Raw genomic sequence first — 24,565 nt, forward strand, 5'->3', positions numbered from 1 at the left:
TCCCGGGCGCCGGGGCGGTTCGGCCGGTCCGCGCCGTCGCGGAGCCGTTCGCACGCCCGCGATCGCGGTCCCGTTCCGACAGCGATCTGTCATCGAGATCGCTACGGGACGAGAAATCAAAAGGCCGTCGGGGAGCGGGGTAAGCGCCCGTTCGCGGTGGAGTCGGCTCGAAGCCGGTCCGACCGCGACGCGTGAAAGTAACGGGGCATCCCCGGTTAGGGGTGGCTGGATCGCAACCGATTCAGCGGTCGCGCAGTCGCGACAGCTCCGACTCGGGGATGACGAACTCCCGCGTCCCCGGCTCGTAGACGGCGAGGCTCCCGGCGACGAGCGCCATCGACGCCGCTAACAGTCCGGTGTTGATCAACAGCAGCGCCTCGGCGTTGCCGAACCCGGTTCGGAAGGCGGCCGCGGGCGTGCCGACCGCCGCGACGACGACGAGTCCGAAACCGACCGCGAGGTACGCCATCGCCGTGCGGCCGGACGACCGATACGCCGCGACGGCGAACGCGACCAGCGTCGCGCTCGCGCCGGCCAGCACGGTGGTCGTCATCAGGTACAACCCCTCGATAAGCTCCATACCCGTCCTGCTCGAACGCGGATAATAAACCCACGGTGGCGGGTATCAGCGGCGATAACACGGTTCGGAGGCTCGGACCGGCAAAGCGGTCGCGCTCCCGTCCCGCACGCCGAATCGGGACGTTCGTCGATCGAGACAATCACCGGTACCATTATAAGTCCGAAAAATCAATATCGATAACGTGAATGGTGGGGGACGATCTGATCACCGTACTCGGTAACAAATACAACACGGACATCCTGACGGCGACCGGCGAGGCGAAGTCGGCGCAGGACCTCAGCGACCAGCTGGACGTCCCGATCGCGACGTGTTACCGACGGATCAACGAGTTGGAGGAGGCGGATCTGCTGGAGCTACACGACCGGCCGCTCTCGGACGAACACCGGCGCGTGAAGGTGTACCGCCGGAAGGTCGACGGGGTGGAGGTCGACTTCCGCGACGGGCTCACCGTCGAGGTGGAGGAGCGGTCGGCGGTGAAGAACCGCCTCGACGACGTCTGGCGCGACCTCTCGTCGCGGGAGTGACGAGGCGGCTGGCCGGCCGGCACCCTCTCGGCGTCAGAACGACGGCTGGTTGTCGGAGCCGCCCATCATCGAGAAGCCGCCCGCGCGCTCGTGGACCGTGATCCCGCCCTGTCCAATCTCCATCGGGAAGATGTCAGTATCGATGTCCTGTTTCCGCATCTTCGCGACCCAGACGTAGCGGTTGACGCCGGAGTCGGTCGGCGTCTGGATGAAGTAGATGTTCCCGTCCGTGAGGAAGTTCTCTAAGCCGACCTCGGTGTCGGGGAAGACGGCGCCCTGCTCGTTGATGAGCAGCGAGGTGAGTCCGTTCGCCTTGAGGATGTCCGAGAACTTCAGCAGGTAGGTGCGCTTCTCCTGTTCGGCGTCGAAGAAGAGCTGGAACATCGACAGCGAGTCGAGGACGAGCCGGTCGAAGTCGCCGTCCTCAACCGTGTCGAGCAGGCGGTCGACCGCGGTCGAGAAGTCGGTCTCCCGTAACATCTCGCGTTTGTCGAGGATGACGATGTCACCGTCGTCGACCATCTCGTCGAACCCATCGAAGCCGACGGACTCGGCCGCACCGCGGATGTCGGCCTCGTCCTCCTCGAAGGAGACGTAGACGCCGCGTTCGTCGTGTTCGGAGACGCCGTGATGGAGGTACTGGATCCCGAAGATGCTCTTGCCGGTGCCCGGGTTGCCGGAGACGAGGACCGTCGACCGCTCGGTGATACCGCCGGTGAGAATGGAGTCGAGCCCCTCGACCCCGGTGGAGACGAGTTCTGACATTCGTCTCCCCCTTGGCGGCCGGAGTATATAAAAGACGGTTCAGGACATCGGGCGAACGGACGGCGACAGTTTTATCTCTCGACACACCGCCCGTTCGTGTATGCCCGGTGAAGCGTGTCCGGTCGCTCCCGGCGGTGGTCGACGGTGAGCGACCCGTCGATACTCGTCGTGGAGGACGAGCCAGACATCGCGGCGCTGTACGCCGGCTTCTTAGAGGAGCGGTACGACGTCGATGTCGCCGAGACCGCGGCCGAGGCGATCGACCGGGTCGACGCCGCCGTCGACGTGGTGCTCCTCGACCGCCGCCTCCCCGACGGGAGCGGCGACGACGTCTTAGACCACATCCGCGGGGAGGGGTACGACTGCCGCGTGGCGATGGTCACCGCGGTCGAACCCGATTTCGACATCATCGACATGGGGTTCGATCTGTACCTCACCAAGCCGGTGAGCCGCACGAAGCTGCTCGCGGCCATCGACACCCTCCTGACCCGCAGCGAGTACGACGACCTCGTTCAGGAGGCCGCCGCGCTCGCCAGCAAGCGCGCCGTGTTGAGCTCGCAGAAGCCGGCCGCACAGCGCGAGGGGAACGACGCGTACGCCGACCTCGTCGACCGGCTGGAGGAGTTAGACGCCGACATCGACGACCTCGGCGAGTCGCTGTCGACCGACGACTACCGCGCGATGTTCCGCGACCTCGGCGAGGCCTGACGCGGCGCCGTCCGTCTCGACGTCGCCCGCCTCGACGCGGTTTTTCGCGGCGCTCACTCCGATCGCTTTTCCCGCCGTCACAGAAGTGTGTACTCCGGCGACGCCGACGGTACTGTAGCGGGTTTCGGCCGAGGCCGCAGTTCAACTGAAGCGGTAGCGCGGAGTCCCCTTCCTCAAGGAGCGACCGGAGGGAGCGAGTAGGGAGGGGAGGAGCGCGTTCGTTTCTGTAATAAACACCAGCTTATAAATAGCCGCTCATACACATTGAAACTGTGGCAGACGACTACGTGCGTCGGACGGCAATCACTCGTCTCTCGGTAGACGATGAGCAACGCGAGTTGCTTGAGGAAACCATCTCCGAGTGGAAGCGTGGGTGCCAACTCGCCACGGACATGGCGTGGGGAAAGTGTAACGCCAAGAGCGACGTACAACCCCTCGCCTACGACGACGTGCGCGAACACACCGACCTCGGGAGTCAGCACGCGATCCTCGCCACCCACCAAGCCGCCCAAGCCATCACCGGCTGTCTCGAACGCCGCTCGAACGGCAAACAGGCCAGCAAACCCACGTTCACCGCCCCCACGATAAAATACGACACTCGAACGATGACGCTGTTCGATGACGATACAGTGTCACTCTCCACGACGGAGAGTCGCGTCCGATGTGAACTTGCGCTCCCTGAAGCCGAGGATGGCTACCAACGGCAGTACCTTGGCTCCGACCACTGGAGCGTCACGGAAACCACACTCACGGCTCGTGACGACGATTACTTTTTACACATCGGCTTCCGCCGACCCAAAACCGACACCGAGCGAGACACCGCCGAGGACGGAACGGTTCTCGGGGTCGACCTCGGTATTGAAAACCTCGCCGTCACCAGCACAGCACGATTCATCAATGGGCGCGAACTCTCACACAACCTCCGCGAATTCGAGAAAGTCCGTGCGGGACTCCAACAGACAGGCACGCGAAGCGCCCACAGAACGCTCGAACAATCAAGTGGACGCGAACGACGATACGTTCGTGACGTGGTTCACCAAGCATCGAACGCCATCGTAGACGAAGCACTCCGATACGAGTGCGACATGATTGCGTTTGAGGACTTGACTGACATCCGCGACCGAACGGGTGCGTCGTGGGGGCACAAGTGGGCGTTCCGAACGCTGTACGAGCAAGTGGAGTACAAAGCCGAAGCAGTCGGCATCTCTGTGAAGCAAGTGGGGTCGGCATACACATCGCAACGGTGCGCCGAGTGTGGATTCACGGCAGACGAGAATCGCGCGACTCGCACGGAGTTCCGGTGCGTGAAGTGTGAGTCGGGAGCGAACGCGGATTACAACGCGGCGAAGAACATCGGGATACGGTATGTCCGTCGAGGCCAACAGTCGTCTCGGCGGACGGGCGACAGTCAACTCGCCCTCAAGTCTGGAACAGTGACGCCAAGTGGCGGATTCACCGCCCACCCGGACGGGTTCGAGGCTGAGCTCACGGACAAGCCCCTCCCTCAACGAGCGAACCCATCAGGGTGAGCGAAGTAGGGTGGGGTTGTTGACGTGACTGTGGCCCTAACGCTAATCGTGATCAACGTTACCGAGCGCCGGGAAACGCTCCTCGCCGCGGCGGCCGGCGCGGCCGCGATCGCCGGCTCGTACCTCGTCGCGGGGTGGACGCCCTCGTTCGTCGTCAGGCCGATCGACCAGACCGTGGTCAACCTGACTCCCGGACCGATCGTGACGGCGACGATCGAGACCCTCGGCGGCGCGGGGCACCTGATCCACATCGCGCTGGCGGTCGCGATCGCCGTCGGACTGTTCGGCGCGGTCGCGTTCGCGGGCCTTCGGCTCGCCACGCGCACGGACCGGCGAGCGGTCGGCGCCGCGGTCGCGGGAGGGGGATCCTGGCTGCTCGCCGCGGGGCTGACCGGGATCTCGCTCGGCGCGCTGGGCGCAGCGCTGCCCGCGGCGGCCGTCGTCGGGATCGGGTGGCTGCCGTCGTCCGCGACCCCCTCCGGAGGCGACACCGGCACTGCGAGGGACGCGCCGGCCGTCGTCGACGCGGTGCGCCGCCGGACCCTCGGAGTCGTCGCCGGGGCGCTCGGTTTCGTCGCCGCGACCGCGGTGGGTCGGCGGGCGCTCGCATCGGACGACGAGCCCCTCCCCGACGCCCCGCGGTCGGAGGGCGCGGCCGCGCAGCTCCAGGAGCTCGACTCGGCCGCGCTGGCGTTCGAGAGCGACGAGCTTCAGGGCATGGTGACGCCGATCGGCGAGTTCTACAACGTCGACATCGCGGAGTTCGACCCGGAGGTCACCGCGGACGAGTGGTCGGTGACGTTCACCGGCGAGACCGGGAGCGAGCGGACAGTCGACTTCGACGAGCTGATCGACCGACCCGTCGAGAACCGCGCGGTGACGCTGCGGTGCGTCGGCGAGGACCTGAACGGCCGCCGCATCGGGAACGCCGTCTGGACGGGAACGCCGATCCGGCCGCTGCTGGAGTCCGTCGACCCGCAGGGCGACTGTAACTGCGCCATGCTGCGCGGCGAGGACGGGTACTACGTCGAGTTCCCGGTCGACGCCCTCGCCGAGGGGTTCCTCGCGTGGGGGATGAACGGGAAGGAGCTCCCGACCAGCCACGGCCACCCGGTCCGGGTGCTGATCCCGGGCCACTGGGGCGAGACGAACGTGAAGTGGCTCTCGGAGATCGAACTGCTGAACGTCGAGGACGACGGCTACTGGGAGGAGCGCGGCTGGGAGGGGACCGGCGAGGTGACCACCGTCGCCAAGCTCTGGGACGAGGGGGTCACGGAGCTCGACGACGGCCGGATCGAACTGGCCGGCCACGCGTACGCCGGCACGCCCGGCGTCGAGCGCGTCGAGGTGTCGACCGACGGCGGCGACTCGTGGATCGACGCCGAGCTCTCCGACCCGCTGCCCGACGCGGACGTCTGGCGGCAGTGGCGCCACGTCTTCGAACCCGACGGGGAACACGAGGTCGTCGTCCGCGCGGTCGACGGCGAGGGGACGCGACAGACCGAGGAGGAGTCCGGCTCGGTCCCGAGCGGCGCGTCAGGGTGGGTGCGTCGGACGGTCGGCTGACGCGGCCGCGTCCGTTCGGAGACGAGCGCGGAGCGACCGCTCGGGTCGAAACGACTTTTATCACCTGCTCAACACACCAGTACGCCAAATGGAGAAGGCCCTATCACCTACACCCGGCGTAAACGCCGGGGTTTGTCAGTGAACTCCCGGTCTACCCGCGTGATACGGTGGGCGTGAAATCGCCGCTCCCATTCACTGTTCCTGACTTCAGGGCAAGGTGATTGGTTGCCCCTCCGGAACCAGACTTACGCCGATTCCGGAGATACCGCGCTGCTATGTTTCGCGCCGCGTTGTAGTCGCTGTGGAGCTCTTTGCCGCACTTCTGACACACAAACTCATCGCCGTCGCGGTTATCCTCATGTGTGAACCCACACTCGGAATGACTACACTGCTGGCTTGTGTAGGCTGGATTCACCACTTCAACAGTGATTCCTTCAGCTTTCGCCTTGTAGGTTATCTTCCGCGATAGCTCTCGAAACGCCCACTGCTGGAACTTTGAGAGATCCGACATCCCCTCTCGGATATTCTCTAAGTCTTCCAGTATAATTGTCTCACACCCGTTGGCGACAGCCTCAGTAACTACCTCTTTCGACACATAGTGTAGATAGTTCTCGCTCCAATTGGCGAAGCGATCACCAATCGACTGGATTGTGAGATGGGCTGATCGCGTTCCGGTCTGTTGTAGGTTGCCGCGTCGACGTTCGTATTCGCGGCGTTTGTGATTCAATAGGTCTGCGTTACCGATGAACACACCAGAGCTGGTCACAGCGAGATACCCGTCCACGTTGCGATCCACGCCAAGGACTGTTCGGCCCTCGGCTTCTTCCTGCGTGTCGTCACGTTCCTGCTTGACTGAGACGTGGAGGTAGTAGGTATCTGTCTGCTGGTCGTATCGGAGCTTCGCCCCCTGTTTGTCCCATTCGTCTGATTCCATGTACTCAGCCTGAATGGAATCGTCTGGATAGACGTATTCGGCTTTTACACGACCACTGCCGTAGGCGGCAAGCGTACAATACCCATCAAAATAGCTGATTGCACTGGTATTGTAAACGGTCGTGTTCGACGTGAACACCGGCTTGGAAACTTTCTCACCCTCTTTCATGCGCTCAACGACGCCACGAAGTGCATCGGCGGCATGGTTGACCGCAGCAACACAGAGGTCAGAGTGCAATCCGGTTTCATCTCGGATGTCGTCGTAGAGGTATGGTTGAAGCTGGGAGCGAGAGGTAATCACGTACCCGTCGTTGTTGCCCTCCCATCCTCGATCAGCGAACCGCTGGGCGGCGTTCCTGAAGGTATCCATTGTTTCCTTCAGGTCGTCCCGGCGGTCGTTGGGAACGGAGAGTTTCACGACAGCGGTACGTTGAAGCTCCATCTACACATCACATGTGGTGCTATGTATTTATATAAATTGGGGAGTTGGTTAGCATAGTGTTTTGCGGTTGGGTGTTGCTCATGGCGCGATTCCCGCCCGCCGTGAACGGCGGGACTCCCTCGCTGTATTAGGTGGTACCTGTTCGTCGCGAGCCGCGGTGGCGCCAACAGGGTCCGTATCGTCCGGGAACTCCGCGCTCGCCCCCGGAACGCGAACGAACTCGCGGCGGCACTGGACGTCGACTACAACACGATCACCCACCACCTCGAGATGTTACGAGACCACGACGTCGTTGAACCGAGCGACCACGACTACGGCAAGCTCTACTTCCTGACCGACCGCTTCGAGCGTCACACGGACGCGTTCGAGGAGATCACCGCGGAGGTGGACGCCGAATGAACCCGGCGTCGCCGACCGGGCTCGCCGTCCTGATCGGGATCGTCAACAGCGCGCTGTTGGCGGTGCTGGCGACGATATGGATCCGCAACTACCGCGAGTTCGGGTCGACGCTCCTGTTGGGGCTCGTGGGCTTCAGCGCCGTGCTGCTGGTCGAGAACCTGGTCTCGGTGGCCTTCTTCTTCGCGAACATGCGGACGCTGTACGCGATGGACCCGTTAGTCGGGCGGGTCGTGCTCGGGATGAGCGTGCTCGAACTGCTCGCCGTCGCGCTGCTTACCTACGCGACGGTTCGGTGACCGAGCGGCGTCCTCGCGACCCTGTCCCCGCGGACGGCGAGCGCTCAGGAGAGCTGGTCGCCGACGATCCGGTCGGCCTCGGCGAGGAACGCATCGCGCTCGTCGATCGGGATGGTCGCGCCCGCGGCAACGTCGTGCCCGCCGCCGTCGCCGCCGACGGCCTGGCTCGCCTCGCGCATCACCGCGGACAGATCAAGTCCCTGCCGGACGAGCGCGTGCGAGCCGCGCGAGGACACCTTCAGTTCCTCGGCACTCTCCTCCGCGAAGGCGATCACCGGCTTCGAGCGGTCGACCGCGGGGGAGCCGACCGCCATCCCGGCGACGATGCCGACGATGGTCTCGCGGATGCGCGACCCCGCGTCGAACCACTGGAGGTTGTCCTCGTGGGTGACGCCCTCGTTTTTGACCCACTGGAGCCCCTCGGAGAGGTTCCGCCGGTGGGTGCGGAGCAGCCGTCTGGCCTCCGCGAGCGCGTCGCCGCGGTCGCCGAGACACACCGCGAGGCCGACGTCGCCGCGCTCGTAGCGCGCGGTCGCGTTGAGCAGCGTGGAGAACTCGCTGACGTCGCGCAGTTCGGTGCCGGGCTCCTCGTCGACGAGCGTGTAGGAGGTGCCGACGAGCGCCTCGATCCGGTCGGAGGGGACGCCCGAGGCGACCGCGCGGCGCATCAGCGCCGACGCGAGGGCCTGCCGCTCCTCGGCGTCGAGGTCGACCCAGCGCCGCCACTCCCCGTCGCGTTTCACGTCGACGTCGAGGTCGGTGAGGAAGGAGATAGCGCCCGCCTCGTCGTTCGAGATGCCCGGGATCTTCACGTCGGAGGCGTACTCCAAGAGCTTCGGGAGCGGCCGAGTCTGTCTGCCGTACAGGTCGAGGTCGGTCCGGGCCTCAAGGACGCCGACGTCGACGCCGTCGGCGACGATCGACTCGTTGGCGCCGACCAGCGCGCCGTCGGAGTCCTGCATATCGCCGACCGCGCCGACGACCGCGAGCGCGGCGAGGTCGCGGTTGTCCCCGTCGGTGCCCTCCAGCGCGCGGGCGAGGAGGTAGCTCGCGCCGGCACCCGACAGCTCGCTCGCGCCGTCGATCCCCTCCAACAGCGGGTTGAGGTGGTAGCGCGTGTCGCGGTCGGCGGGCTGGTGGTGGTCGGCGATCACGGGGACGAAGTCACCGCGCTCCTCGTGATCGGCGATGACGTCGAGCTGGCCGGAGCCGAAGTCGGTGAAGAGCACCACGTCGAACTCGCGTGCGGCGATGCCGGCGATTGAGTCGGCGTCCAGCTGCTTCTCGAAAACGACCTCGTGATCGATCCCGGCCCGCGCGAGCGCGGTGGACGCGATCGCGGCGCTCGTGATCCCGTCGGCGTCGATATGCGACGCGAGCAGCACCCGGCCGGCCTCACGCAGGCGGTCGGCGCAGTCGGTCGCGCGGTCTGCGAGGTCGGGAACTGGAGCGGCGACTGCCATTACCACCGGTTGGCGCCCGATCGGGCATAAACGCACGCTTCGGCGCGACGGGCGCGGACCGGCGCGGCGGCGTCGATCCCGCGGCGCCGCCGGCCCCGGCGCGTCCGCGTCGCTGCCGAAGGGGCATCAATTGCCGTAACTGACGGTTATAGATGTGCGCAGACGTATGAGCAACAACCATGACACGTGGGTTCAACACCCGGAGTCTCCACGCCGGCGCCGAGCCCGATTCGACGACCGGCGCCCGCGCCACGCCGATCCACCAGACCACGTCGTACGTCTTCGACGACGCGGACACGGCGGCGGAGCTGTACGCGCTCCGGGCGGAGGGCCACGTCTACTCCCGGCTGTCGAACCCGACGGTGAACGTCTTGGAAGAGCGGATCGCCGACCTCGCCGGCGGGTCGGACGCGGTCGCGACCGGCTCGGGCATGGCCGCGTTCGACGCGATCACGACCGTCCTCGCGAGCGCGGGCGACAACGTCGTCGCCAGCTCCGAGATGTACGGCGGGACCGCGGCGTACCTCACCAGCATCGCGAACCGGCGCGGGATCGAGTCGCGGCTCGTCGACACGCTCGACTACGAGGCGTACGCGGACGCGATCGACGACGACACCGCGTTCGTCCACGTCGAGACGATCGCGAACCCCTCGCTCGTCACGCCCGACTTCGAGCGGCTCGCCGAGATCGCCCACGAGCACGCGGTTCCCCTCGTCGTCGACAACACCTTCGCGACGCCGTACTGCTGTCGCCCATTCGAACACGGCGCGGACGTCGTCTGGGAGTCGACGACGAAGTGGATCACGGGCAACGGCACCACCGTCGGCGGCGTCGTCGTCGACGGCGGACAGTTCCCGTGGGGCCACCCGGACGCCGACTACGACGAGCTCGACGGCGAGTCGCCCGCCTATCCCATCGACTTCGTCGAGCGGTTCGGCGACGCCGCGTTCGCCAACGTCGTCCGCCAGCGCGGCGTGCGCCCGACCGGCGGCCAGCAGTCCCCCTTCGACGCGTGGCAGACGATTCAGGGGCTCAACACGCTCCCGCTGCGGATGGAGCGCCACTGCGAGAACGCGCGGCGGGTGGCCGAGTTCCTCCGCGGCGACGACCGCGTCGACTGGGTGAGCTACCCCGGGTTCGAGGATCATCGGAGCCACGATAACGCCGCCGAGTACCTCGACGGCTTCGGCGGGATGGTCACGTTCGGCGTCGACGGCGGGTACGAGGCCGCGAAGACCTTCTGCGAGTCGGTCGACCTGACCAGCTTCCTCGCGAACATCGGCGACGCGAAGACGCTCGTCATCCACCCGGCCTCCACGACGCACGCGCAGATGGACGCGGAGCAACAGCGGCACGCGGGCGTCTACCCGGAGATGCTCCGGCTTTCGGTGGGCATCGAGGACGCCGACGACGTGATCGCCGACCTCGACGCGGGGCTGGCCGCGGGCGAGCGCGCCGCGAGCGAAGGGGAGGTGAACTGAGATGAGCGCCGTCCCGACCGACCACGGGGTCGCCTCGCTCGGCGAGTTCACCTTCGAGTGCGGACAGTCGGTCCCCGACTTCGAGGTCGCCTACGAGACCCACGGCGAGTTCGACGGCGACAACGTCGTGTTGATCTGCCACGCGCTCACCGGCAGTCAGAACGTCGCACGCTCCCCCGAACCGGAGCGCGACACGTCGACGGCCGGGGCCGGACAGGCCGGGCAGGCCCGCGCGTGGTGGGACGACGTCGTCGGCCCGGGGAAGGCGATCGACACGACCGAGTACTACGTCGTCTGCGCGAACGTCCCCGGTTCCTGTTACGGGACGACGGGGCCCGCCAGCGAGCGGCCCGCGGACCTCGACCTGCGCGAGGAGCCCGACCACGACCGCTGGGGGACCGCGTTCCCGCCGGTCCAAGTCGAGGACTGGGCGCGCGCGCAGCGCCGCCTGCTCGACCACCTCGGCGTGGGGCGGCTCCGCGCCGTCGTCGGCGGGAGCGTCGGCGGGATGAACGCCTTGGAGTGGGCGAAGCGGTACCCCGACGACGTCGACCGCGTGGTCGCCATCGCGACCGCCGGGCGGCTCGACGCGCAGTGCCTCGCGCTCGACGCGGTCGCGCGCCGCGCGATCCGCGCTGACGCAGATTGGAACGAGGGGAACTACTACGGCGACGACCGGCCGGACCCGACGGAGGGGCTCGCCATTGCCCGCCAGATCGGGCACATCATGTACCTCTCGAAGGCGTCGATGGAGCGGAAGTTCGGGCGGCGGTCGGCCGGCCGCGACTCGCTGACGCGCGAGGACGGCGACCTCGGGTTGCCGCCGGAGCCGACGGCCGGCTTCTTCCCGTACCGCGAGGTCGAGTCGTACCTCGACTACCAGGCGGAGGGGTTCGGCGACCGCTTCGACGCGAACAGCTACCTCTATCTCACGCGCGCGATGGACGAGTACGACCTCGCCGCCGGCCACGGTGCCGACGCCGACGCGCTCGCCGCCTTCGAGGGCGAAACCCTCCTGATGAGCTTCACCGCCGACTGGCACTTCACCGTCGAGCAGTCCGCCTCCCTCGCCGACGCCTTCCGCGAGTCCGGGGTCCCGGTCGCGCACCACGTGGTCGACTCCGACCACGGCCACGACGCGTTCCTCGTCGAGCCGGAACACGTCGGCCCGCCGGTCCGGGACTTCCTCGCCGACGGCGTCGACGGCCGCGCGGTCTCCGACGAGGGCGGCGACGACGGCGACGACCCACGACCCGACTCCGACCACGCACCCGTCCACGCGAGCCTCTTTCGAGGATAAACTTCCTTTTTTAAATAGCGCCTGTGCGGTGGCGCGTGCCGATGAGCGCCGCACCGCGGCGCGAATCGCACGCGCGAGGGAGTCGGTGGCCCGGAGCGAAGCGGAGGGCCACCGACGAGGCTGGGGAGGCGTGAGGTGCTGTGCGGGGCGGGGCTCGAAGGGGCAGCCGCGAGGGCGAAGGCGCGCGACGTAAGGACCGCAGGAGCGAGCGAAGCGAGTGACGAGGACCGCAGCGAGCGCACCGAGCCGTCGCGGCTGGGGTTCGGCGGTGTTCGTGTCCAGCGCCGATTTATAAGGGTCACAATCGTACGGCCGAGCGGCTGGGGCTTCGGCGGTGTTCGCCGTCGATCCGTTCCCAACGGTTTATAAATAAGCGGCTGAGGCTTCGGCGGTGTTCGCCGTCGATCCGTTCTCAACGGTTTATAAATAAGCGGCTGAGACTGCGGAGGCATTCGCCGTCGATCCGACAACGACTGTTTATAAGCAAACGACCGGCGCGGGAATGTCGTTCTCTCAGAAGATTCACGATCAATCATGATAACGTTCATAGTTCCCGACCTCGTGGTGTGTAAGGTATGCCAGGCGGACACGCTCAGACCCTGCGACCGTTCATGTGGCGCGCGGAACGACTGTACCCGGACACGGAGATCGTCTCGCGCACTCACGAGGGGCGCACGCGGCACACCTACGCCGAGTACGCCGACCGGACGGCCCGGCTCGCGAACGCCTTAGACGACTACGGGATCGAGCGCGGCGACCGCGTCGCAACGTTCTGCTGGAACCACACGCGGCACTTCGAGACGTACTTCGGCGTCCCGAACACGGGCGCGCAGCTCCACACGATCAACCCGCTGCTGCCCGACGAACACATCCAGTACATCGTCGACGACGCCGACGACGAGATCATCTTCGTCGACCCGTCGCTGGCCGAGAAGATCGCGGGCGCCGCCGACGGGGCGGAGGAGTTCGAGGACGTCGATTTCGTCGCCATGGGCTCGGAGGGGATCGACGCGCTCGACGCGCCCGCCTACGAGGAGTTCATCGCGGACCACTCGACGGACTACGACTGGCCCGACCTCGACGACGACCAGCCCGCCGGCCTCTGTTACACCTCCGGCACCACGGGGCGGCCGAAGGGCGTCGAGTACACCCAGTCGATGCTGTGGAGCCACACGATGGCCTCCCAGACGCCGCAGGGGATCCCGATGGAGGACTCCGACGTCGTCATGCCCGTCGTCCCCATGTTCCACGTCAACGCGTGGGGGATGCCGTTCACCGCGGCCGCCGCGGGCGCGAAGCACGTCTACCCGGGTCCCTCGCCGGACCCGTCGGACCTCGCGGCGCTGATCGAAGAGGAGGGCGTGACCATCTCCGCGGGCGTCCCGACGGTGTGGCTCGGCCTGCGCGAGTACATCGAGGGGGGCAACGACGTCGACCTCTCGACGCTCGACACCGTGATCATCGGCGGCGCGGCGGCGCCGCAGGCGCTGATCGAGTGGTACGACGAGCGCGACGTCGAGGTGCTCCACGCGTGGGGGATGACGGAGCTGTCGCCGATCGGCACCGTCTCGCACCTCAAGAGCGACCTGCGCGACGCCGACTACGACACGCAGGTGAACAAGCGCTCGAAGCAGGGGCTCGTCGCCCCCGGCCTCGAGTTCGAGGTCATCGACGAGGACGGCGAGGAGGTGCCGTGGAACGGCGAGGACTTCGGCGAACTCCGGATCCGCGGCCCGTGGGTGACGAAGGAGTACTTCGCCCGGCCCGAGGCGAGCGAGGAGGAGTTCGTCGACGGCTGGCTGAAGACCGGGGACGTGGTCACCGTCGACGAGGATGGCTACATGCAGCTCGTCGACCGGACGAAGGACGTGATCAAGTCGGGCGGCGAGTGGATCTCCAGCGTCGAGTTAGAGAACGCGATCATGGCCTACGACGGCGTCAGCGAGGCGGCCGTCGTCGGCGTACCCCACGAGCGCTGGCAGGAGCGGCCCGTCGCGTTCGTCGTCGTGGCCGACGGCGTCGACCGCGAGGAGATCGTTGAGCGGATCGAGACCGGCCTCCGCGAGGAGTACCCCAAGTGGTGGGTGCCGGACGCGGTGGAGTTCATCGACGAGGTACCGAAGACCGCGACCGGGAAGTTCTCGAAGAAGGACCTCCGCGAGCAGTACGGCGACCAGTCGCTCGTCGACGGGGCCGTCCCGGAAGACGACGCACCCGAAGAGGAGTAGCGCAAGAATCAGCGCGACAGCCGATCGCGCAGCCGTTTTTCAGTCGTCGCGGTCGCCGATGACCCACTTGTGCGAGTAGCTCTCGCCGCACGTACAGTGGGCGTACGCGTGGACCACGTCGCCCTCGGCGTAGAGGCCGCCGACCTCCTCGTTTTGCGCCTCCGCGAACGCGAAGACGAACCGGATCGCGTGGTCGTCGTCCGCGTCGTCCGCGTCCGCGAACGGACACGTCCCGTCGTCGAGCGAGCGCGCGATCTCCCCGTCCGCGTCCATCGCCGTCTTCGCGAACTCCATCGCGCCCATGCCCGTACCGGCCTGGAACGCGGAGCGTCCGGTCTCGCCGTCGAGAATCATCCGAACGCCGCCGTCGGTCTCGGTGCCGACCTCGCGCAGCCGGGAGTCGTCGTCGAGGTACGCGTCGCTCACGTAGAAGACCACGTCGTCGAGCCGCTCGCCCGCGAGGAACTCGTCGAGGTTGCTCATGCCGGCCGGAGGCGCGTGAGCGGTAAAAGGCGTGCGTGTCGGCCCGAGCGGAACCGGTGCGTGTCGAGCTGAGCGGAGACGGCATGCGTGTCGCGGCCGAGCGGGGAGCCCCGACTCCCCCCGGATCGATGTTAAATCATGTAGAATTGGGGCAACTGTTAATACGCACCACGGAGATCCGTCGCGTGATGAGTACGCAGACCAGATCCGGCGACCGGCTCGCGGAGTGGGCGCAGCTGGTCGACGAGGACGTCCCCGAGGAGCTCCGAGAGGAGCGCTCCGGCGACGCATAACTTTCACCCCGGTTCGCGAAGGCTTTAGGCCGGTGCCGGCCAAGAGCCGCCGATGGCGACCGAGGCCGCCGGGATCGACAGACCCCTGCTCGTCGACGACTTCCTCCAGCGACGGCGCTACCAGCTCCAGCTGGCGGACGCCGCCGCCGACGAACACACGCTCGTCTGTCTCCCGACCGGCCTCGGCAAGACGACGGTCAGCCTGCTCGTCACCGCCGAGCGCCTCCACGAGGCGGGCGGGAAGGCGCTCTTTTTAGCCCCAACCAAACCCCTCGTCCAGCAGCACGCGGACTTCTACCGCGAGGCGCTCTCGATTCCGGACGACGAGATCGTCGTGTTCACGGGCGACGTGAAGCCCGACGACCGCGCCGCGCTCTGGGACGATGCCCGGATCGTGATCGCGACGCCGCAGGTCGTCGAGAACGACCTCGTCGGCAACCGGATCTCGCTTTCCGACGTCACCCACCTCACCTTCGACGAGTGCCACCGCGCAACCGGCGACTACGCGTACGTCTACATCGCGGAGCGCTACCACGCCGACGCCGCCGACCCGCTGGTCACGGGCATGTCCGCCTCGCCCGGCGGCGACACCGAGGAGATCGAGACGGTCTGTGAGAACCTCGGGCTCGTCAACGTCGAGGTGATGACAGAGGCGGACGCCGACGTCGGCGAGTACACCCACGACACCGACGTCCAGTGGGAACAGGTCACCCTCCCCGACGAAGTCCTCGACATCCGTGACGCGCTCAACGAGGTGATCACGGACCGGCTGGAGAAGCTGAAGCAGCTCGGGGTGACGAACACGACGAACCCCGACCTCTCGCAGAAGGACCTCAACAAGATGCGGGGGCAGCTGAAACAGATGATGGACAACGACCAGTCGGACGGGTACAAGGGAATGAGCACCCACGCCGAGGTGATGAAGCTCCGGCGAGCGACCGAGCTGGTCGAGACGCAGTCCGTCGAGTCCGTCCGGCGCTACTTCGAGCGCCAGCGCGAGGCCGCGCGCTCGTCGGGCGCCTCGAAGGCGAGCCAGCGCATGGTCGCGGACCCCAAGGTGCGAGAAGCGATGCGGAAGGCGGAGTCGTTCGACGGGCTCCACCCGAAGTTCTCGAAGGCCCGGATCCTCTTGGCCGAGACGCTCGGCATCAACGGCGGCGAGCGCGCCATCCTCTTCACGGAGTCGCGCGACACCGCCGAGGCGCTCGTGGAGTTCCTCTCCGCGAGCTTCGACGTCCGGAAGTTCGTCGGGCAGGGCGACAAGGACGGCTCCGACGGGATGAGCCAGAAACAGCAGCAGGAGACGCTCGACGAGTTCAAGGCGGGCGAGTTCGAGGTGCTCGTCTCCACGAGCGTCGCGGAGGAGGGGCTCGACGTCCCCGAGGTCGACCTCGTCTGCTTCTACGAGCCCGTCCCGACCGCGATCCGCTCGATCCAGCGCAAGGGCCGGACCGGCCGCCAGGCCGAGGGGAAGGTGGTCGTCCTGATGGCCGAGGACACCCGCGACGAGGCGTTCTTCTGGATCTCCCGCCGCCGCGAGAAGAAGATGGCCAGCCAGCTCGCCGAGCTGAAGGAGGCCACCGACGACATCGAAGACTCCGTCGGCGACGACGGACAGGCCGGGCTCGACGCGTTCGGCGGGGGGTCCGGCGGCGATGGCGACACGGAAAGCGACGCCGAAGTCGACGACAACGCGGAGAAAATCGACGCGGACAGCGACGCCAGCGAGGACGACGGCGCCGGACTCACCGACTTCGCGGCGGAGGCGCGCGGGAGTGAAGACGAGGAGGAGGACGAGGAAGCCGGAGCGAGCGACGCCGACGAGAACGAGGGCGACGACGGCGTCGTCGCCACCGCCGGCGTCGACGAGGGCGTCGAGGTCGTCGTCGACCAGCGCGAGCTCGACTCCTCCATCGCGAAGGACCTCTCGACGCGCGACGGGCTCGTTACCCGGCTGGAGACGCTCGCGGTCGGCGACTACGTGCTCTCCGACCGCGTCGCCGTCGAGCGCAAGTCGGCGGCCGACTTCGTCGACTCGATGCTCGACTCCGACCGGTCGATGTTCGAGCAGGTGGGCGAGCTCTCCCGCGCGTACGCCCGCCCCGTGATGGTCGTCGAGGGGACGAACCTCTACGGCCAGCGCGACATCGACCCGAACGCGATCCGCGGCGCGCTCGCGTCGCTCGCGGTCGACTTCGACGTGAGCGTCCTCCGCACCGAAGGCGAGGAGGACACCACCGAACTGCTCGCGACCATCGCCAAACGGGAGCAGGAGACGCGCGACCGCGAGGTGAGCGTCCACGGCGAGAAGACGACGAAGACCCGCGCCGAACAGCAGGAGTACGTCGTCTCCTCCATCGCCGACATCGGCCCGGTGACGGCGCGCACCCTGCTGGAGCACTTCGGCACCGTCGAGGCCGTGATGACCGCGCCCGAGGACGACTTGCTGGAGGTCGACGGCGTCGGCCCGGTGACCGCGGAGCGCATCCGCGAGGTCGTCGGGAGCGAGTACGAGTAGCTTTGATCGACGGTACGAACGACAACGGCGGCGAAAGGATATTGTATACGAGGTAGTATACGAGCAGACATGAGCAAGAGCATCCGCGTCAACGAGGAGACACACGCCGCGCTCGCGTCACTGAAAGGTGACGACGAGACCTTCGACGACCTGCTTACGCGGTTGCTTCGCGAGCGCCGCGAGGATATCCGGTCTGGGGCTGGTCTGTGGGAGGGAAGCGACGCGCCGGAGCGCGCCCGAGAGAAACGCCGGGAGATGAAACGCGGGGTTGACTCGCGGTGACCCTGTACGACAGTAGCGTCCTCATCGATTACCTCGCGGGACGATCCCCCGCCGTCGAATATGTCGAGTCTCACGCCGACGAGCGCGCGGTCGCCCCGCCGCTCGTGCTGTTCGAAGTGTATCAAGGAGAGGTGTTCAAGACGGGGTCGACGGACCTCGGCGCGGTCGACGAGGCGCTGGACTGGATTGATGTGATCGACACGTCGGCGGTAGTCGCTCGTGAAGCGGCGGTGCTTCAGGACGCGCTCCGTGATCGGGAAGATCCCCTCGCAGCCCGCGACGCTTTCATCGCGGGGGCCGCCGTCGCACAGGACGAACGGCTTGCCGTATCGGACACCGACTTCGACGTCGATGGGATTCGTGACGCACTCGATGTCGATTTCGTCTGAAGAGGCTCAGTCGAACCCGCTCACCAGCGTCACCACCCACTGCCCGAAGTCGTACTCCAACCGGACCTCCACGCGCGTCACCCACTTCACCCACTGGAACCCCCGCCGGTCGGGCGCGACCAGCCGCGCGGGCGCCCCGTGCCCGTGGCTCAGTCGCTCGCCGCCGACGTGCGTCGCGAGCAGCGCCTCCTCGGCCTCCTCGATCGGGAGGCTCCATCGGTATCCCGTGACGGACGTGAACCGGACGTACGCGGGCTCGCGGTCCGAGCTGTCGGAGCCGACCCCGCCGGCCGCCTCCAGCAGGTCGCCGATCCGAATCCCGCCCCACTCCTGGACCGTGTACCAGCCGCTCGTACAGTCGAGCAAGGCCTCCGTCTCGTGGTCCGCAGCCAGTTCGTTGGCCGTCAGTTCGACGGGGTCGCGCACGAGGCCGTCGACCGCCAGCCGGTAGTCGTCGCGGTCGATCGGGTCGGGGTCGTCGGCGACCCACGAGGTGATCGGGAAGGCGGCGTTGCCCGCTCCCTCGCGGGGCTGCGAGCCGGTAAACCGGCGGTCGGCGCCCGCCGTGTCGAGCGCGTCGTTGACTCCCTGCTGGATCCGGTAGGTCGCGCCGCCGGCGGCGAGCAGCGCGAAGTAGCGGACGGCGGTCCGCCGGCGCTCGAAGTCGACGCGGCGCGGGAGCCGGAACCGGGTGGCGGCGTGCGCGGCCACGAGCGGGACCAAAGCGAGGCCGAAGCCGACGTGGACCGAGAGGAGCGTCCAGTAGGAGATCCGCACGTCGAGGCCGAACACCCACGCGACGCCGGTTCCGATGGCGCCGACCGCGGCGACGAGCGTCAGGACGGAGAGCGCGGTCGACCGCCGCCACAGGTTTGGGTCGGTGAGCCGGCGGCGGACGCGCGCGAGCTTCCACGCGAGCAGCGCGACGATCCCGACCCCGAGCGCGCGGTGGAGCCAGAACAGCGGCCAGCCCTCCGGGACGCCGACGGTGAACGAGACCAGCCCGGTGGCCGCCTCGGCGACGACGAACGCGAACAGCGACCAGTCGACCGCGCGCGGCGGCGGCTCGAAGCGGTCGAGCGCGGTCCGGAGTCGGTCCTTCGCGGCCATCTACGCGTGGTACGTGCTAGCGAGCCAAAAGGGTACAGCTCGCGAGGGCATCGTGCTCGCTACAGGTCGTAGACCTCGCCGTCGACCGCGAGCGGCTCCTCGAACGCCTCGTCGGCGGGGTAGAAGTGCGCGAGGTGGACGAGCCGCGTCCGGTCGGCGTCGAGGTCGTCCGCGAGCGCGAGCGCGCCCTCCCGGGTCATATGCTTCGTGCCGAACGTCCGCGGGACGCCGTCCGGCCCCTCGTGGCGCCCGCCGATCGGGTGGTGTTCACAGAGCGAGGCCGGGACGATGGCGTCCGCGAGCAGCAAGTCCGGGTCGGCGAGCGCCTCGCGGGAGCGCTCTGGAATATCGTAGCTCGTGTCGCCGGTGAGCGAGAGCTTCGCGCCAGTCTCCGGATCCTCGACGACGACGCCGTAACAGAGGAGCGGCGGGTGGTCGACGGGGACGAACCGCACCTCGAACCCGCAGGTCTCGAACGGTTCGAACGGGTCGCGGGCGTGGACGCCGATCCGGTCTTCGAGGTAGTCGTACTTGTCGCGGATCGTCTCGGCGACGCTCTCGTCGGTCGCGGGGTCGGTCTCGTTCGGCGCGTGGACGGGGAGCCCGTCGACGAGCCGGTAGACGTTGCCGAGCCCGTCGAGGTGGTCGAAGTGGATGTGCGTCACGAGCCCGGCGTCCGGGAGGGGAACGTCGGCCGCGAGGAACTGCTGTCTGAAGTCGGGGCTGAAGTCGACGAGCAGCGACTCGCCGGTGCGCTCGTTGGCGACGTGGACGGAGAAGCGCGACCGCGACACCCCGCGCTCGCGGGCCCGCTCGCAGGTGTCGCAGTCGCAGCCGACGGTCGGCGTTCCCGTCGTGTCGCCCGTCCCGAGGAGGGTGACCCGCATGGATCGCGCTCCGCGGGCCACGGCCTTAGCGTCCGCGGTCGGGAGCGGCAGAATCCGGGGAGCGACGGGGTCCGGGGATCGCCGCGACCGCGCCACGGTCGCACTCCGATCACACCCCCGAGGTATAACTCCGAGCCGCCCGGATCCGAACCATGCACACCAGTCGGACCCTCACCCTCGCGCGGCTCCCCTCGGGCGTGCCGATCCGGACGACCGTCCACGCGTACGGCGAGGGCGAACTCGTCGACGGCGACGACGGCCCCGAACTCGACGCGCCGGGAGACGCGCCCGTGGTGTACACGCAGGCCGCCCAGCACGGGCGGGAGGTGAACGGGACCGCGGTTCTCCGACGGCTCCACGAGCGACTCGTCGGGGACGCGGTCGAGTCCGGCGACGGGGACGAAACCGGGGACAGACCCGGGCAGACGGCCGCCGACCTCGCCGGCACGCTCGTCACGGTGCCCGTCGCGGACCCGCTCACCTTCGATCACGTCTCGTACACGACGCCGGAGTCGCTCGACTCGCGGCAGCCGAACATGAACCGCTGCTGGCCCGGCGATCGGGAGGGGTCGCTCCACGAGCGGATGGCGGCCCGGCTCTGGGCGTTCGCGGGCGAGGCGGACGCGATCGTCGACCTCCACACCGGGTCGCCGTCGATGGCGACGCACACGGTGTACATGCGCGGCGACGACGCCTGCCGGGGGCTCGCGGAGGCGTTTGGCACCGATCTCCTGCTCGCGGAGGCGGCTGGGGACGATCGCAAATCGGAAGATTTGCGAGCCAATCAGAACTCGTCGAGTTCTGATGACGACGCGGACACGGAGTGGAACGAGCGCGGCTTCGCCGGGAAGCTCCGGGTCGCGGCCACGCGCGAGGGGATTCCGACGATCACGCCAGAACTCGCCCACAGCAAGGAGATCGTCCCCGAAGCGGTCGAGGCGGGCGTGGCGGGGATGATCGGCACGCTGCGCCACGGAGGGCTGCTCGACGGAGAGCCCGATCCGTGGGACGGCGTCGTCGCGCGCAACCACCTCGGGCGCGTGATCGCCGATCACTCCGGGCTGTTCGTCCCCGAGCCCGACCTCGCCGTCGGCGACCGGGTGGAGGAGGGCGAGCGGGTCGGCGAGGTGTTCGACCCGACGACGTTCGAGACGCTCCAGGTCGCGCGCGCCGACCGCGACGGGATCGCGTACTCGGTCGCCCGGGAGGCGACCGTCACCGCGGGCGCGACACTGGTCGGCGTCGCGGAGCGGATCGACGAGGCGTGAGTCGAGGCCGTCGGAGTCCCGGCGCTACGGCCGCCGAACGCGGATCTGTCCGTCCGCGGCGACCGTGACGAAGAGGCGGCTGCGGACTTCGCGGCCGCGGACCGCGTCGCCCGCGCGGTCGCCGATCGTTTTCATCAGCTCGGGCGCGGTCTGGTTCACCTTTACGCCCGCCTCGTCGCAGGCGTCGTACACGCGTTTCGGCGCGTCGTAGAGGTCGGTCCCTGCCTCGATCTCGACGCGGACCGGCGCCGACAGCGCCTCGGCGAACGCGACCGTCTCGCGGGCGCGCTCGACGTTGTCGCGGGCGCTCGCCTCGACGCTGGAGACGTTCGCGCGCGAGGTGCCGAGCCGGTCGGCGATGTCCGACTGCCGGAGCCCTCGCTCGCGGAGCGACAGCACCTCCGCCTGCCGGCGGGTGAGCACGCTCTCGTCGGCGTCGAAGCCGGCTCGCTCTAGGATCGAGTCGGCGTCGACGTCGGCGGGGTCGGGTCGCCCGTCGTCTGCGGCCATGTGGTCACCGACGGGCCGGTCGCTCAAAAAACGGCGGTTTCGCGCGGGGTCGAGAACGGGCGCGGGGCGCCCGAGAAATCGACGGCGTCCGGACTGTCCGTGGGGTGAGGCTCCCCCGGGACGCCGTCACTTGCCCCAGAAGTTCTCGCGGCTGCCGAGCCGTTCGCGGTCCGTGCGGTCGCGGCGGGTGCGCTCCTCGTCCTCGTCGTCCGCCGCGTCGCCGTCGGCGGCCTCGTCGTCTCCCTCCTCCGCCTCCGGGTCGTCGGGGAGGCGCTCGATCACTTCCTCCGCCGTCGCGTGGCTGGACTTCACGCGGTGGATCTTGACCTCGGCGCGCGCCGGAGGGAGGAGACCGTCGACGAGGACGATGAACCCGTCGTCGGTGCGGCCGACGCCGGCGCCGCTCTCGTGGATGTCGTCGACCTCGACGACGACCGCCTCGCCGGGCTGGACCGGCTGCTGTTTCAGCTCGTAGATCGGCATGTCGTAGTGGTTACACCACTCCGCGCCGCCTTTGTTGCCGTAGTGTTGACACCCCATCCCCTGAATGCGTTCGTCGAAGCTGGGGCAGTCGTCGGCGAGTGGACAGTCCGCCATACCGTAGGGGAGACCGGCCGCCGTTGTAAACGTTTTCGACTCTCAGGCCGAAATTCGTGAAAACGGGCGATTCACGCGGCTCAGCGGCGGCAGCTTCGAGAGGAGGACAACGGAGAGGATGCTACCCCCGTCGGCCTCAGAGAAACTCGCGGACCTCGGAGTACCACATGTCGTGGTGGTCGACGGCGTCGAGCGCGTCCGCGACGTCGACCGCGATGGCGTGCCAGCAGCGCTGGTCGGGGTCGTCGGCGTCGAGGTTGTACGTCGCGTCGGCGCAGTTGCACTCCCCCTCCTCGACGACGTACTCGTCCTCGTGGCCCACGACGACGGTGAAATCCCGGTAGCGCTTCACGCGTCCCTCGCCGACCGCCTCGATGGCGCGTTGTCCGCGGTCGCCGTGGGCCTCGACGATGGCGGCGGCGATCGGGCCGGTCAGCTCCCCGGCCTCGGCGATCGCCGACCGCCAGTCGTCGACCGGCTCCATGGCCACCCGTTCTCGGGCGTTCGGTTAAACAGCGTCGGTCGGATCGGCCCGGATCGGGGCGAACCGGATCGGGGGTCCCGACGCGTGGTTTCAAGCAGCTTCCGCACCTCCGTCCGCCATGGACGAGACGTGCCAGCACTTGGCGTACCGCGAGGAGGGCGACGGGAAGTCGTTCGAGGCCGCCCGCGCGTTCTGTACCGTGACGGAGTCGTTCGTCCAGCCCATGCGCGCGGACATCTGTAACGCGCGGTACGACCTCGACCCCGCGACGGACTGCGAGTTCTACGAGGAACCGGAATCAGCGGCGACGTCGCCGAACTCGGAGTCGGCCGAGCGCGACACGCCCGACGCCGACCGATGACCTACGACGACTACCTCGACGGGAAGCCGGCGATCATCACCGCGGCGCTCACGGGGGGCGTCCACGGGAAGGAGGCGCACCCGGACCTCCCGGAGACGCCCGAAGAGATCGCGGCGGCCGCGGCGGCCTGCGAGGAGGCGGGCGCGAGCGTGCTCCACCTCCACGCGCGCCGCGACAACGGGGAGCGCGCCTTCTCGGCCGAGCGCTTTCAGGAAGTGGCGGACGCGGTCCGCGAGGCCACCGACGACGCCGTCCTCCAGCACTCGACCGGGGGGACCGCCGCCCCGGACGCGCTGCGCCACGAGCCGCTGCGGACGGACCCCGCCCCCGAGATGGCGTCGCTCGACATGGGGCCGCTCAACCGCTACGATCGGCTCACCTCGGAGAACACCCGCGAGCTTGTGTCGTCGCTCCACGCGGAGATGAAAGAAAGAGGGATCAAGCCCGAACTGGAGGTGTTCAACGACGGCCATCTCAACGAGTCGCTGGCGATTCTCGACGATCTTGAGGACCCGCCGTACCTCAACTTCCTGTTCGGCGGCGGGACCACGTCGCCGCCGCACCCCCGGAACCTGGTGAACCGGGTCGAGGCGCTGCCCGAGGGCGTCGAGTTCAACGTGATCGGGTTCGGTCCCCATCAGCTTCCCATGACGACCCAGTCGCTGCTGCTCGGGGGCCACGTCCGGGTCGGCCTGGAGGACAACCGGTACTACGAGCGGGGCGAGCTCGCGACGAACGAGCAGCTGGTGGCACGAGCGGCGCGGATCGCGGAGGAACTGGGCCGGCCCGTAGCGACGCCGGCGCAGACCCGGGAGCTGCTTGGGCTGCGCGGTCGGTAACGGGAGTGCGCGAGCGACCCTCGACAGCAATACGGTATTTAAACGGGACGAGCGACGGCGACGATTCCTTATAAATGAACGACGCGGTGGCGTCGCCGGCGGCGGAGCCGCCGGCTGCAAGAGGCGCGTCGCGCCTCCCTGCGTGCCTGCGAGCGGCCGCCACCGGCGGCCGCGAGTCGCACGCGCGAGGGAGTCGGCCGACCGAAGGGAGGCCGACGAGGCTGGGGAGGCGTGAGGCTGCGGTGCGGTCGCAGTCGGGTGGGACTCAAAGGGGCAGCCGCGAGGTGGGCGCAGGCGACGCAAGCACCGCAAGGAGTGAGCGGAGCGAAC

At 68.1% G+C, this 24,565-nt stretch carries 25 protein-coding genes; 15 read left to right on the plus strand and 10 right to left on the minus strand.

All coding sequences use genetic code 11. The features are described 5' to 3' along the window. Nucleotides 1-241: 241 nt before the first annotated feature. Complete coding sequence (locus ACOZ35_RS10640) at nucleotides 242-580, minus strand: hypothetical protein (protein WP_137707332.1); 339 nt, start codon at nucleotides 578-580, stop codon at nucleotides 242-244. A gap of 185 nt (nucleotides 581-765) precedes the next feature. On the opposite strand from ACOZ35_RS10640, the gene ACOZ35_RS10645 reads away from it, so the two are divergent. Beyond that, entirely contained in the window at nucleotides 766-1,104 is a 339-nt protein-coding gene (locus tag ACOZ35_RS10645; protein ID WP_017343751.1) for a helix-turn-helix domain-containing protein, read from the plus strand. A 33-nt stretch (nucleotides 1,105-1,137) separates the two neighbouring features. Here the strand turns inward: ACOZ35_RS10645 and ACOZ35_RS10650 are convergent, their stop codons facing one another. Next, nucleotides 1,138-1,869, minus strand: a complete 732-nt coding sequence (locus ACOZ35_RS10650) for an RAD55 family ATPase (protein WP_424013565.1) — start codon at nucleotides 1,867-1,869, stop codon at nucleotides 1,138-1,140. A gap of 144 nt (nucleotides 1,870-2,013) precedes the next feature. Here ACOZ35_RS10650 and ACOZ35_RS10655 point away from each other — a divergent pair, with 144 nt between their 5' ends. From ACOZ35_RS10655 to ACOZ35_RS10665, 3 genes are all read left to right on the plus strand, one after another. Continuing rightward, a complete protein-coding gene (locus ACOZ35_RS10655; protein WP_424013566.1) occupies nucleotides 2,014-2,577 on the plus strand; it encodes a HalX domain-containing protein in 564 nt (187 codons plus the stop codon). Nucleotides 2,578-2,849: 272 nt separating this feature from the next. Next, complete coding sequence (locus tag ACOZ35_RS10660) at nucleotides 2,850-4,106, plus strand: RNA-guided endonuclease InsQ/TnpB family protein (protein ID WP_424013567.1); 1,257 nt, start codon at nucleotides 2,850-2,852, stop codon at nucleotides 4,104-4,106. A 48-nt stretch (nucleotides 4,107-4,154) separates the two neighbouring features. Beyond that, the gene (locus tag ACOZ35_RS10665) at nucleotides 4,155-5,672 is read left to right on the plus strand and encodes a molybdopterin-dependent oxidoreductase (RefSeq protein ID WP_424013568.1); all 1,518 of its coding nucleotides are present in this window, start codon (nucleotides 4,155-4,157) and stop codon (nucleotides 5,670-5,672) included. 151 nt (nucleotides 5,673-5,823) lie between these two features. Here ACOZ35_RS10665 and ACOZ35_RS10670 read toward each other — a convergent pair whose 3' ends face one another. Further along, a complete protein-coding gene (locus ACOZ35_RS10670) occupies nucleotides 5,824-7,047 on the minus strand; it encodes an RNA-guided endonuclease InsQ/TnpB family protein (protein WP_424013569.1) in 1,224 nt (407 codons plus the stop codon). Between the two features lie 126 nt (nucleotides 7,048-7,173). Here ACOZ35_RS10670 and ACOZ35_RS10675 point away from each other — a divergent pair, with 126 nt between their 5' ends. After that, nucleotides 7,174-7,446: a winged helix-turn-helix domain-containing protein gene (locus ACOZ35_RS10675; RefSeq protein WP_424016059.1), complete on the plus strand. Its 273-nt coding sequence runs from the start codon at nucleotides 7,174-7,176 to the stop codon at nucleotides 7,444-7,446. Then, nucleotides 7,443-7,742, plus strand: coding sequence for a hypothetical protein (locus tag ACOZ35_RS10680; RefSeq protein WP_424013570.1), 300 nt, complete (start codon nucleotides 7,443-7,445; stop codon nucleotides 7,740-7,742). The genes ACOZ35_RS10675 and ACOZ35_RS10680 overlap by 4 nt, the downstream gene beginning before the upstream one ends. Nucleotides 7,743-7,786: 44 nt before the next feature. Here the strand turns inward: ACOZ35_RS10680 and ACOZ35_RS10685 are convergent, their stop codons facing one another. Beyond that, nucleotides 7,787-9,205: a DHHA1 domain-containing protein gene (locus tag ACOZ35_RS10685; RefSeq protein ID WP_424013571.1), complete on the minus strand. Its 1,419-nt coding sequence runs from the start codon at nucleotides 9,203-9,205 to the stop codon at nucleotides 7,787-7,789. Between the two features lie 179 nt (nucleotides 9,206-9,384). Between ACOZ35_RS10685 and ACOZ35_RS10690 the strand changes: the two genes are divergently transcribed. The 3 genes from ACOZ35_RS10690 to ACOZ35_RS10700 all read left to right on the plus strand — a co-directional run bounded on the left by ACOZ35_RS10690 (nucleotide 9,385) and on the right by ACOZ35_RS10700 (nucleotide 14,214). Further along, nucleotides 9,385-10,686, plus strand: a complete 1,302-nt coding sequence (locus ACOZ35_RS10690) for an O-acetylhomoserine aminocarboxypropyltransferase/cysteine synthase family protein (protein WP_424013572.1) — start codon at nucleotides 9,385-9,387, stop codon at nucleotides 10,684-10,686. 1 nt (nucleotide 10,687) lies between these two features. Further along, entirely contained in the window at nucleotides 10,688-11,986 is a 1,299-nt protein-coding gene (metX, locus tag ACOZ35_RS10695) for a homoserine O-acetyltransferase MetX (RefSeq protein WP_424013574.1), read from the plus strand. A 575-nt stretch (nucleotides 11,987-12,561) separates the two neighbouring features. Continuing rightward, the gene (locus ACOZ35_RS10700) at nucleotides 12,562-14,214 is read left to right on the plus strand and encodes a long-chain fatty acid--CoA ligase (protein ID WP_424013575.1); all 1,653 of its coding nucleotides are present in this window, start codon (nucleotides 12,562-12,564) and stop codon (nucleotides 14,212-14,214) included. 39 nt (nucleotides 14,215-14,253) lie between these two features. Here the strand turns inward: ACOZ35_RS10700 and ACOZ35_RS10705 are convergent, their stop codons facing one another. Next, entirely contained in the window at nucleotides 14,254-14,697 is a 444-nt protein-coding gene (locus tag ACOZ35_RS10705; protein ID WP_424013576.1) for a DUF5807 family protein, read from the minus strand. Nucleotides 14,698-15,042: 345 nt separating this feature from the next. On the opposite strand from ACOZ35_RS10705, the gene ACOZ35_RS10710 reads away from it, so the two are divergent. The 3 genes from ACOZ35_RS10710 to ACOZ35_RS10720 all read left to right on the plus strand — a co-directional run bounded on the left by ACOZ35_RS10710 (nucleotide 15,043) and on the right by ACOZ35_RS10720 (nucleotide 18,179). Continuing rightward, nucleotides 15,043-17,508: a DEAD/DEAH box helicase gene (locus ACOZ35_RS10710; RefSeq protein WP_424013577.1), complete on the plus strand. Its 2,466-nt coding sequence runs from the start codon at nucleotides 15,043-15,045 to the stop codon at nucleotides 17,506-17,508. 69 nt (nucleotides 17,509-17,577) lie between these two features. Further along, nucleotides 17,578-17,790, plus strand: a complete 213-nt coding sequence (locus ACOZ35_RS10715) for an antitoxin VapB family protein (protein WP_424013578.1) — start codon at nucleotides 17,578-17,580, stop codon at nucleotides 17,788-17,790. Beyond that, complete coding sequence (locus tag ACOZ35_RS10720; RefSeq protein WP_424013579.1) at nucleotides 17,787-18,179, plus strand: PIN domain-containing protein; 393 nt, start codon at nucleotides 17,787-17,789, stop codon at nucleotides 18,177-18,179. Before ACOZ35_RS10715 ends, ACOZ35_RS10720 begins: the two co-directional genes overlap by 4 nt. A 6-nt stretch (nucleotides 18,180-18,185) precedes the next feature. Here ACOZ35_RS10720 and ACOZ35_RS10725 read toward each other — a convergent pair whose 3' ends face one another. Further along, complete coding sequence (locus tag ACOZ35_RS10725) at nucleotides 18,186-19,289, minus strand: molybdopterin-dependent oxidoreductase (RefSeq protein ID WP_424013580.1); 1,104 nt, start codon at nucleotides 19,287-19,289, stop codon at nucleotides 18,186-18,188. 59 nt (nucleotides 19,290-19,348) lie between these two features. Further along, nucleotides 19,349-20,176, minus strand: coding sequence for an MBL fold metallo-hydrolase (locus ACOZ35_RS10730; RefSeq protein ID WP_424013581.1), 828 nt, complete (start codon nucleotides 20,174-20,176; stop codon nucleotides 19,349-19,351). 152 nt (nucleotides 20,177-20,328) lie between these two features. Here ACOZ35_RS10730 and ACOZ35_RS10735 point away from each other — a divergent pair, with 152 nt between their 5' ends. After that, nucleotides 20,329-21,444 carry a succinylglutamate desuccinylase/aspartoacylase family protein gene (locus ACOZ35_RS10735; protein WP_424013582.1) on the plus strand — a complete coding sequence of 372 codons (1,116 nt, stop codon included), beginning with the start codon at nucleotides 20,329-20,331 and terminating at the stop codon, nucleotides 21,442-21,444. A 24-nt stretch (nucleotides 21,445-21,468) separates the two neighbouring features. Here ACOZ35_RS10735 and ACOZ35_RS10740 read toward each other — a convergent pair whose 3' ends face one another. From ACOZ35_RS10740 to ACOZ35_RS10750, 3 genes are all read right to left on the minus strand, one after another. Next, a complete protein-coding gene (locus ACOZ35_RS10740; protein WP_424013583.1) occupies nucleotides 21,469-21,954 on the minus strand; it encodes a Tfx family DNA-binding protein in 486 nt (161 codons plus the stop codon). 126 nt (nucleotides 21,955-22,080) lie between these two features. After that, on the minus strand, nucleotides 22,081-22,551 hold the full coding sequence (locus ACOZ35_RS10745) for a TRAM domain-containing protein (RefSeq protein WP_424013584.1): 471 nt from the start codon (nucleotides 22,549-22,551) through the stop codon (nucleotides 22,081-22,083). Nucleotides 22,552-22,687: 136 nt separating this feature from the next. Continuing rightward, nucleotides 22,688-23,035: a hypothetical protein gene (locus tag ACOZ35_RS10750; protein ID WP_424013585.1), complete on the minus strand. Its 348-nt coding sequence runs from the start codon at nucleotides 23,033-23,035 to the stop codon at nucleotides 22,688-22,690. A gap of 118 nt (nucleotides 23,036-23,153) precedes the next feature. Here ACOZ35_RS10750 and ACOZ35_RS10755 point away from each other — a divergent pair, with 118 nt between their 5' ends. Both ACOZ35_RS10755 and ACOZ35_RS10760 read left to right on the plus strand, forming a co-directional pair. Then, the gene (locus tag ACOZ35_RS10755) at nucleotides 23,154-23,396 is read left to right on the plus strand and encodes a hypothetical protein (protein WP_424013586.1); all 243 of its coding nucleotides are present in this window, start codon (nucleotides 23,154-23,156) and stop codon (nucleotides 23,394-23,396) included. Next, nucleotides 23,393-24,235 carry a 3-keto-5-aminohexanoate cleavage protein gene (locus ACOZ35_RS10760; RefSeq protein ID WP_424013587.1) on the plus strand — a complete coding sequence of 281 codons (843 nt, stop codon included), beginning with the start codon at nucleotides 23,393-23,395 and terminating at the stop codon, nucleotides 24,233-24,235. Before ACOZ35_RS10755 ends, ACOZ35_RS10760 begins: the two co-directional genes overlap by 4 nt. Nucleotides 24,236-24,565: the final 330 nt, after the last annotated feature.

It is taken from the genome of Halorubrum xinjiangense (assembly GCF_049604745.1).
In the GTDB taxonomy this organism is placed as follows: Archaea; Halobacteriota; Halobacteria; order Halobacteriales; family Haloferacaceae; genus Halorubrum; species Halorubrum xinjiangense_A.

Bases quoted from the DNA above. Each gene is read 5' to 3' on its own strand.
- ACOZ35_RS10640 (WP_137707332.1), bottom strand. From the start codon at position 580: ATGGAGCTTATCGAGGGGTTGTACCTGATGACGACCACCGTGCTGGCC.
- ACOZ35_RS10645 (WP_017343751.1), top strand. From the start codon at position 766: ATGGTGGGGGACGATCTGATCACCGTACTCGGTAACAAATACAACACG.
- ACOZ35_RS10650 (WP_424013565.1), bottom strand. From the start codon at position 1,869: ATGTCAGAACTCGTCTCCACCGGGGTCGAGGGGCTCGACTCCATTCTC.
- ACOZ35_RS10670 (WP_424013569.1), bottom strand. From the start codon at position 7,047: ATGGAGCTTCAACGTACCGCTGTCGTGAAACTCTCCGTTCCCAACGAC.
- ACOZ35_RS10680 (WP_424013570.1), top strand. From the start codon at position 7,443: ATGAACCCGGCGTCGCCGACCGGGCTCGCCGTCCTGATCGGGATCGTC.
- ACOZ35_RS10685 (WP_424013571.1), bottom strand. From the start codon at position 9,205: ATGGCAGTCGCCGCTCCAGTTCCCGACCTCGCAGACCGCGCGACCGAC.
- ACOZ35_RS10690 (WP_424013572.1), top strand. From the start codon at position 9,385: ATGACACGTGGGTTCAACACCCGGAGTCTCCACGCCGGCGCCGAGCCC.
- metX (WP_424013574.1), top strand. From the start codon at position 10,688: ATGAGCGCCGTCCCGACCGACCACGGGGTCGCCTCGCTCGGCGAGTTC.
- ACOZ35_RS10700 (WP_424013575.1), top strand. From the start codon at position 12,562: ATGCCAGGCGGACACGCTCAGACCCTGCGACCGTTCATGTGGCGCGCG.
- ACOZ35_RS10705 (WP_424013576.1), bottom strand. From the start codon at position 14,697: ATGAGCAACCTCGACGAGTTCCTCGCGGGCGAGCGGCTCGACGACGTG.
- ACOZ35_RS10710 (WP_424013577.1), top strand. From the start codon at position 15,043: ATGGCGACCGAGGCCGCCGGGATCGACAGACCCCTGCTCGTCGACGAC.
- ACOZ35_RS10715 (WP_424013578.1), top strand. From the start codon at position 17,578: ATGAGCAAGAGCATCCGCGTCAACGAGGAGACACACGCCGCGCTCGCG.
- ACOZ35_RS10725 (WP_424013580.1), bottom strand. From the start codon at position 19,289: ATGGCCGCGAAGGACCGACTCCGGACCGCGCTCGACCGCTTCGAGCCG.
- ACOZ35_RS10730 (WP_424013581.1), bottom strand. From the start codon at position 20,176: ATGCGGGTCACCCTCCTCGGGACGGGCGACACGACGGGAACGCCGACC.
- ACOZ35_RS10735 (WP_424013582.1), top strand. From the start codon at position 20,329: ATGCACACCAGTCGGACCCTCACCCTCGCGCGGCTCCCCTCGGGCGTG.
- ACOZ35_RS10740 (WP_424013583.1), bottom strand. From the start codon at position 21,954: ATGGCCGCAGACGACGGGCGACCCGACCCCGCCGACGTCGACGCCGAC.
- ACOZ35_RS10745 (WP_424013584.1), bottom strand. From the start codon at position 22,551: ATGGCGGACTGTCCACTCGCCGACGACTGCCCCAGCTTCGACGAACGC.
- ACOZ35_RS10750 (WP_424013585.1), bottom strand. From the start codon at position 23,035: ATGGAGCCGGTCGACGACTGGCGGTCGGCGATCGCCGAGGCCGGGGAG.
- ACOZ35_RS10755 (WP_424013586.1), top strand. From the start codon at position 23,154: ATGGACGAGACGTGCCAGCACTTGGCGTACCGCGAGGAGGGCGACGGG.
- ACOZ35_RS10760 (WP_424013587.1), top strand. From the start codon at position 23,393: ATGACCTACGACGACTACCTCGACGGGAAGCCGGCGATCATCACCGCG.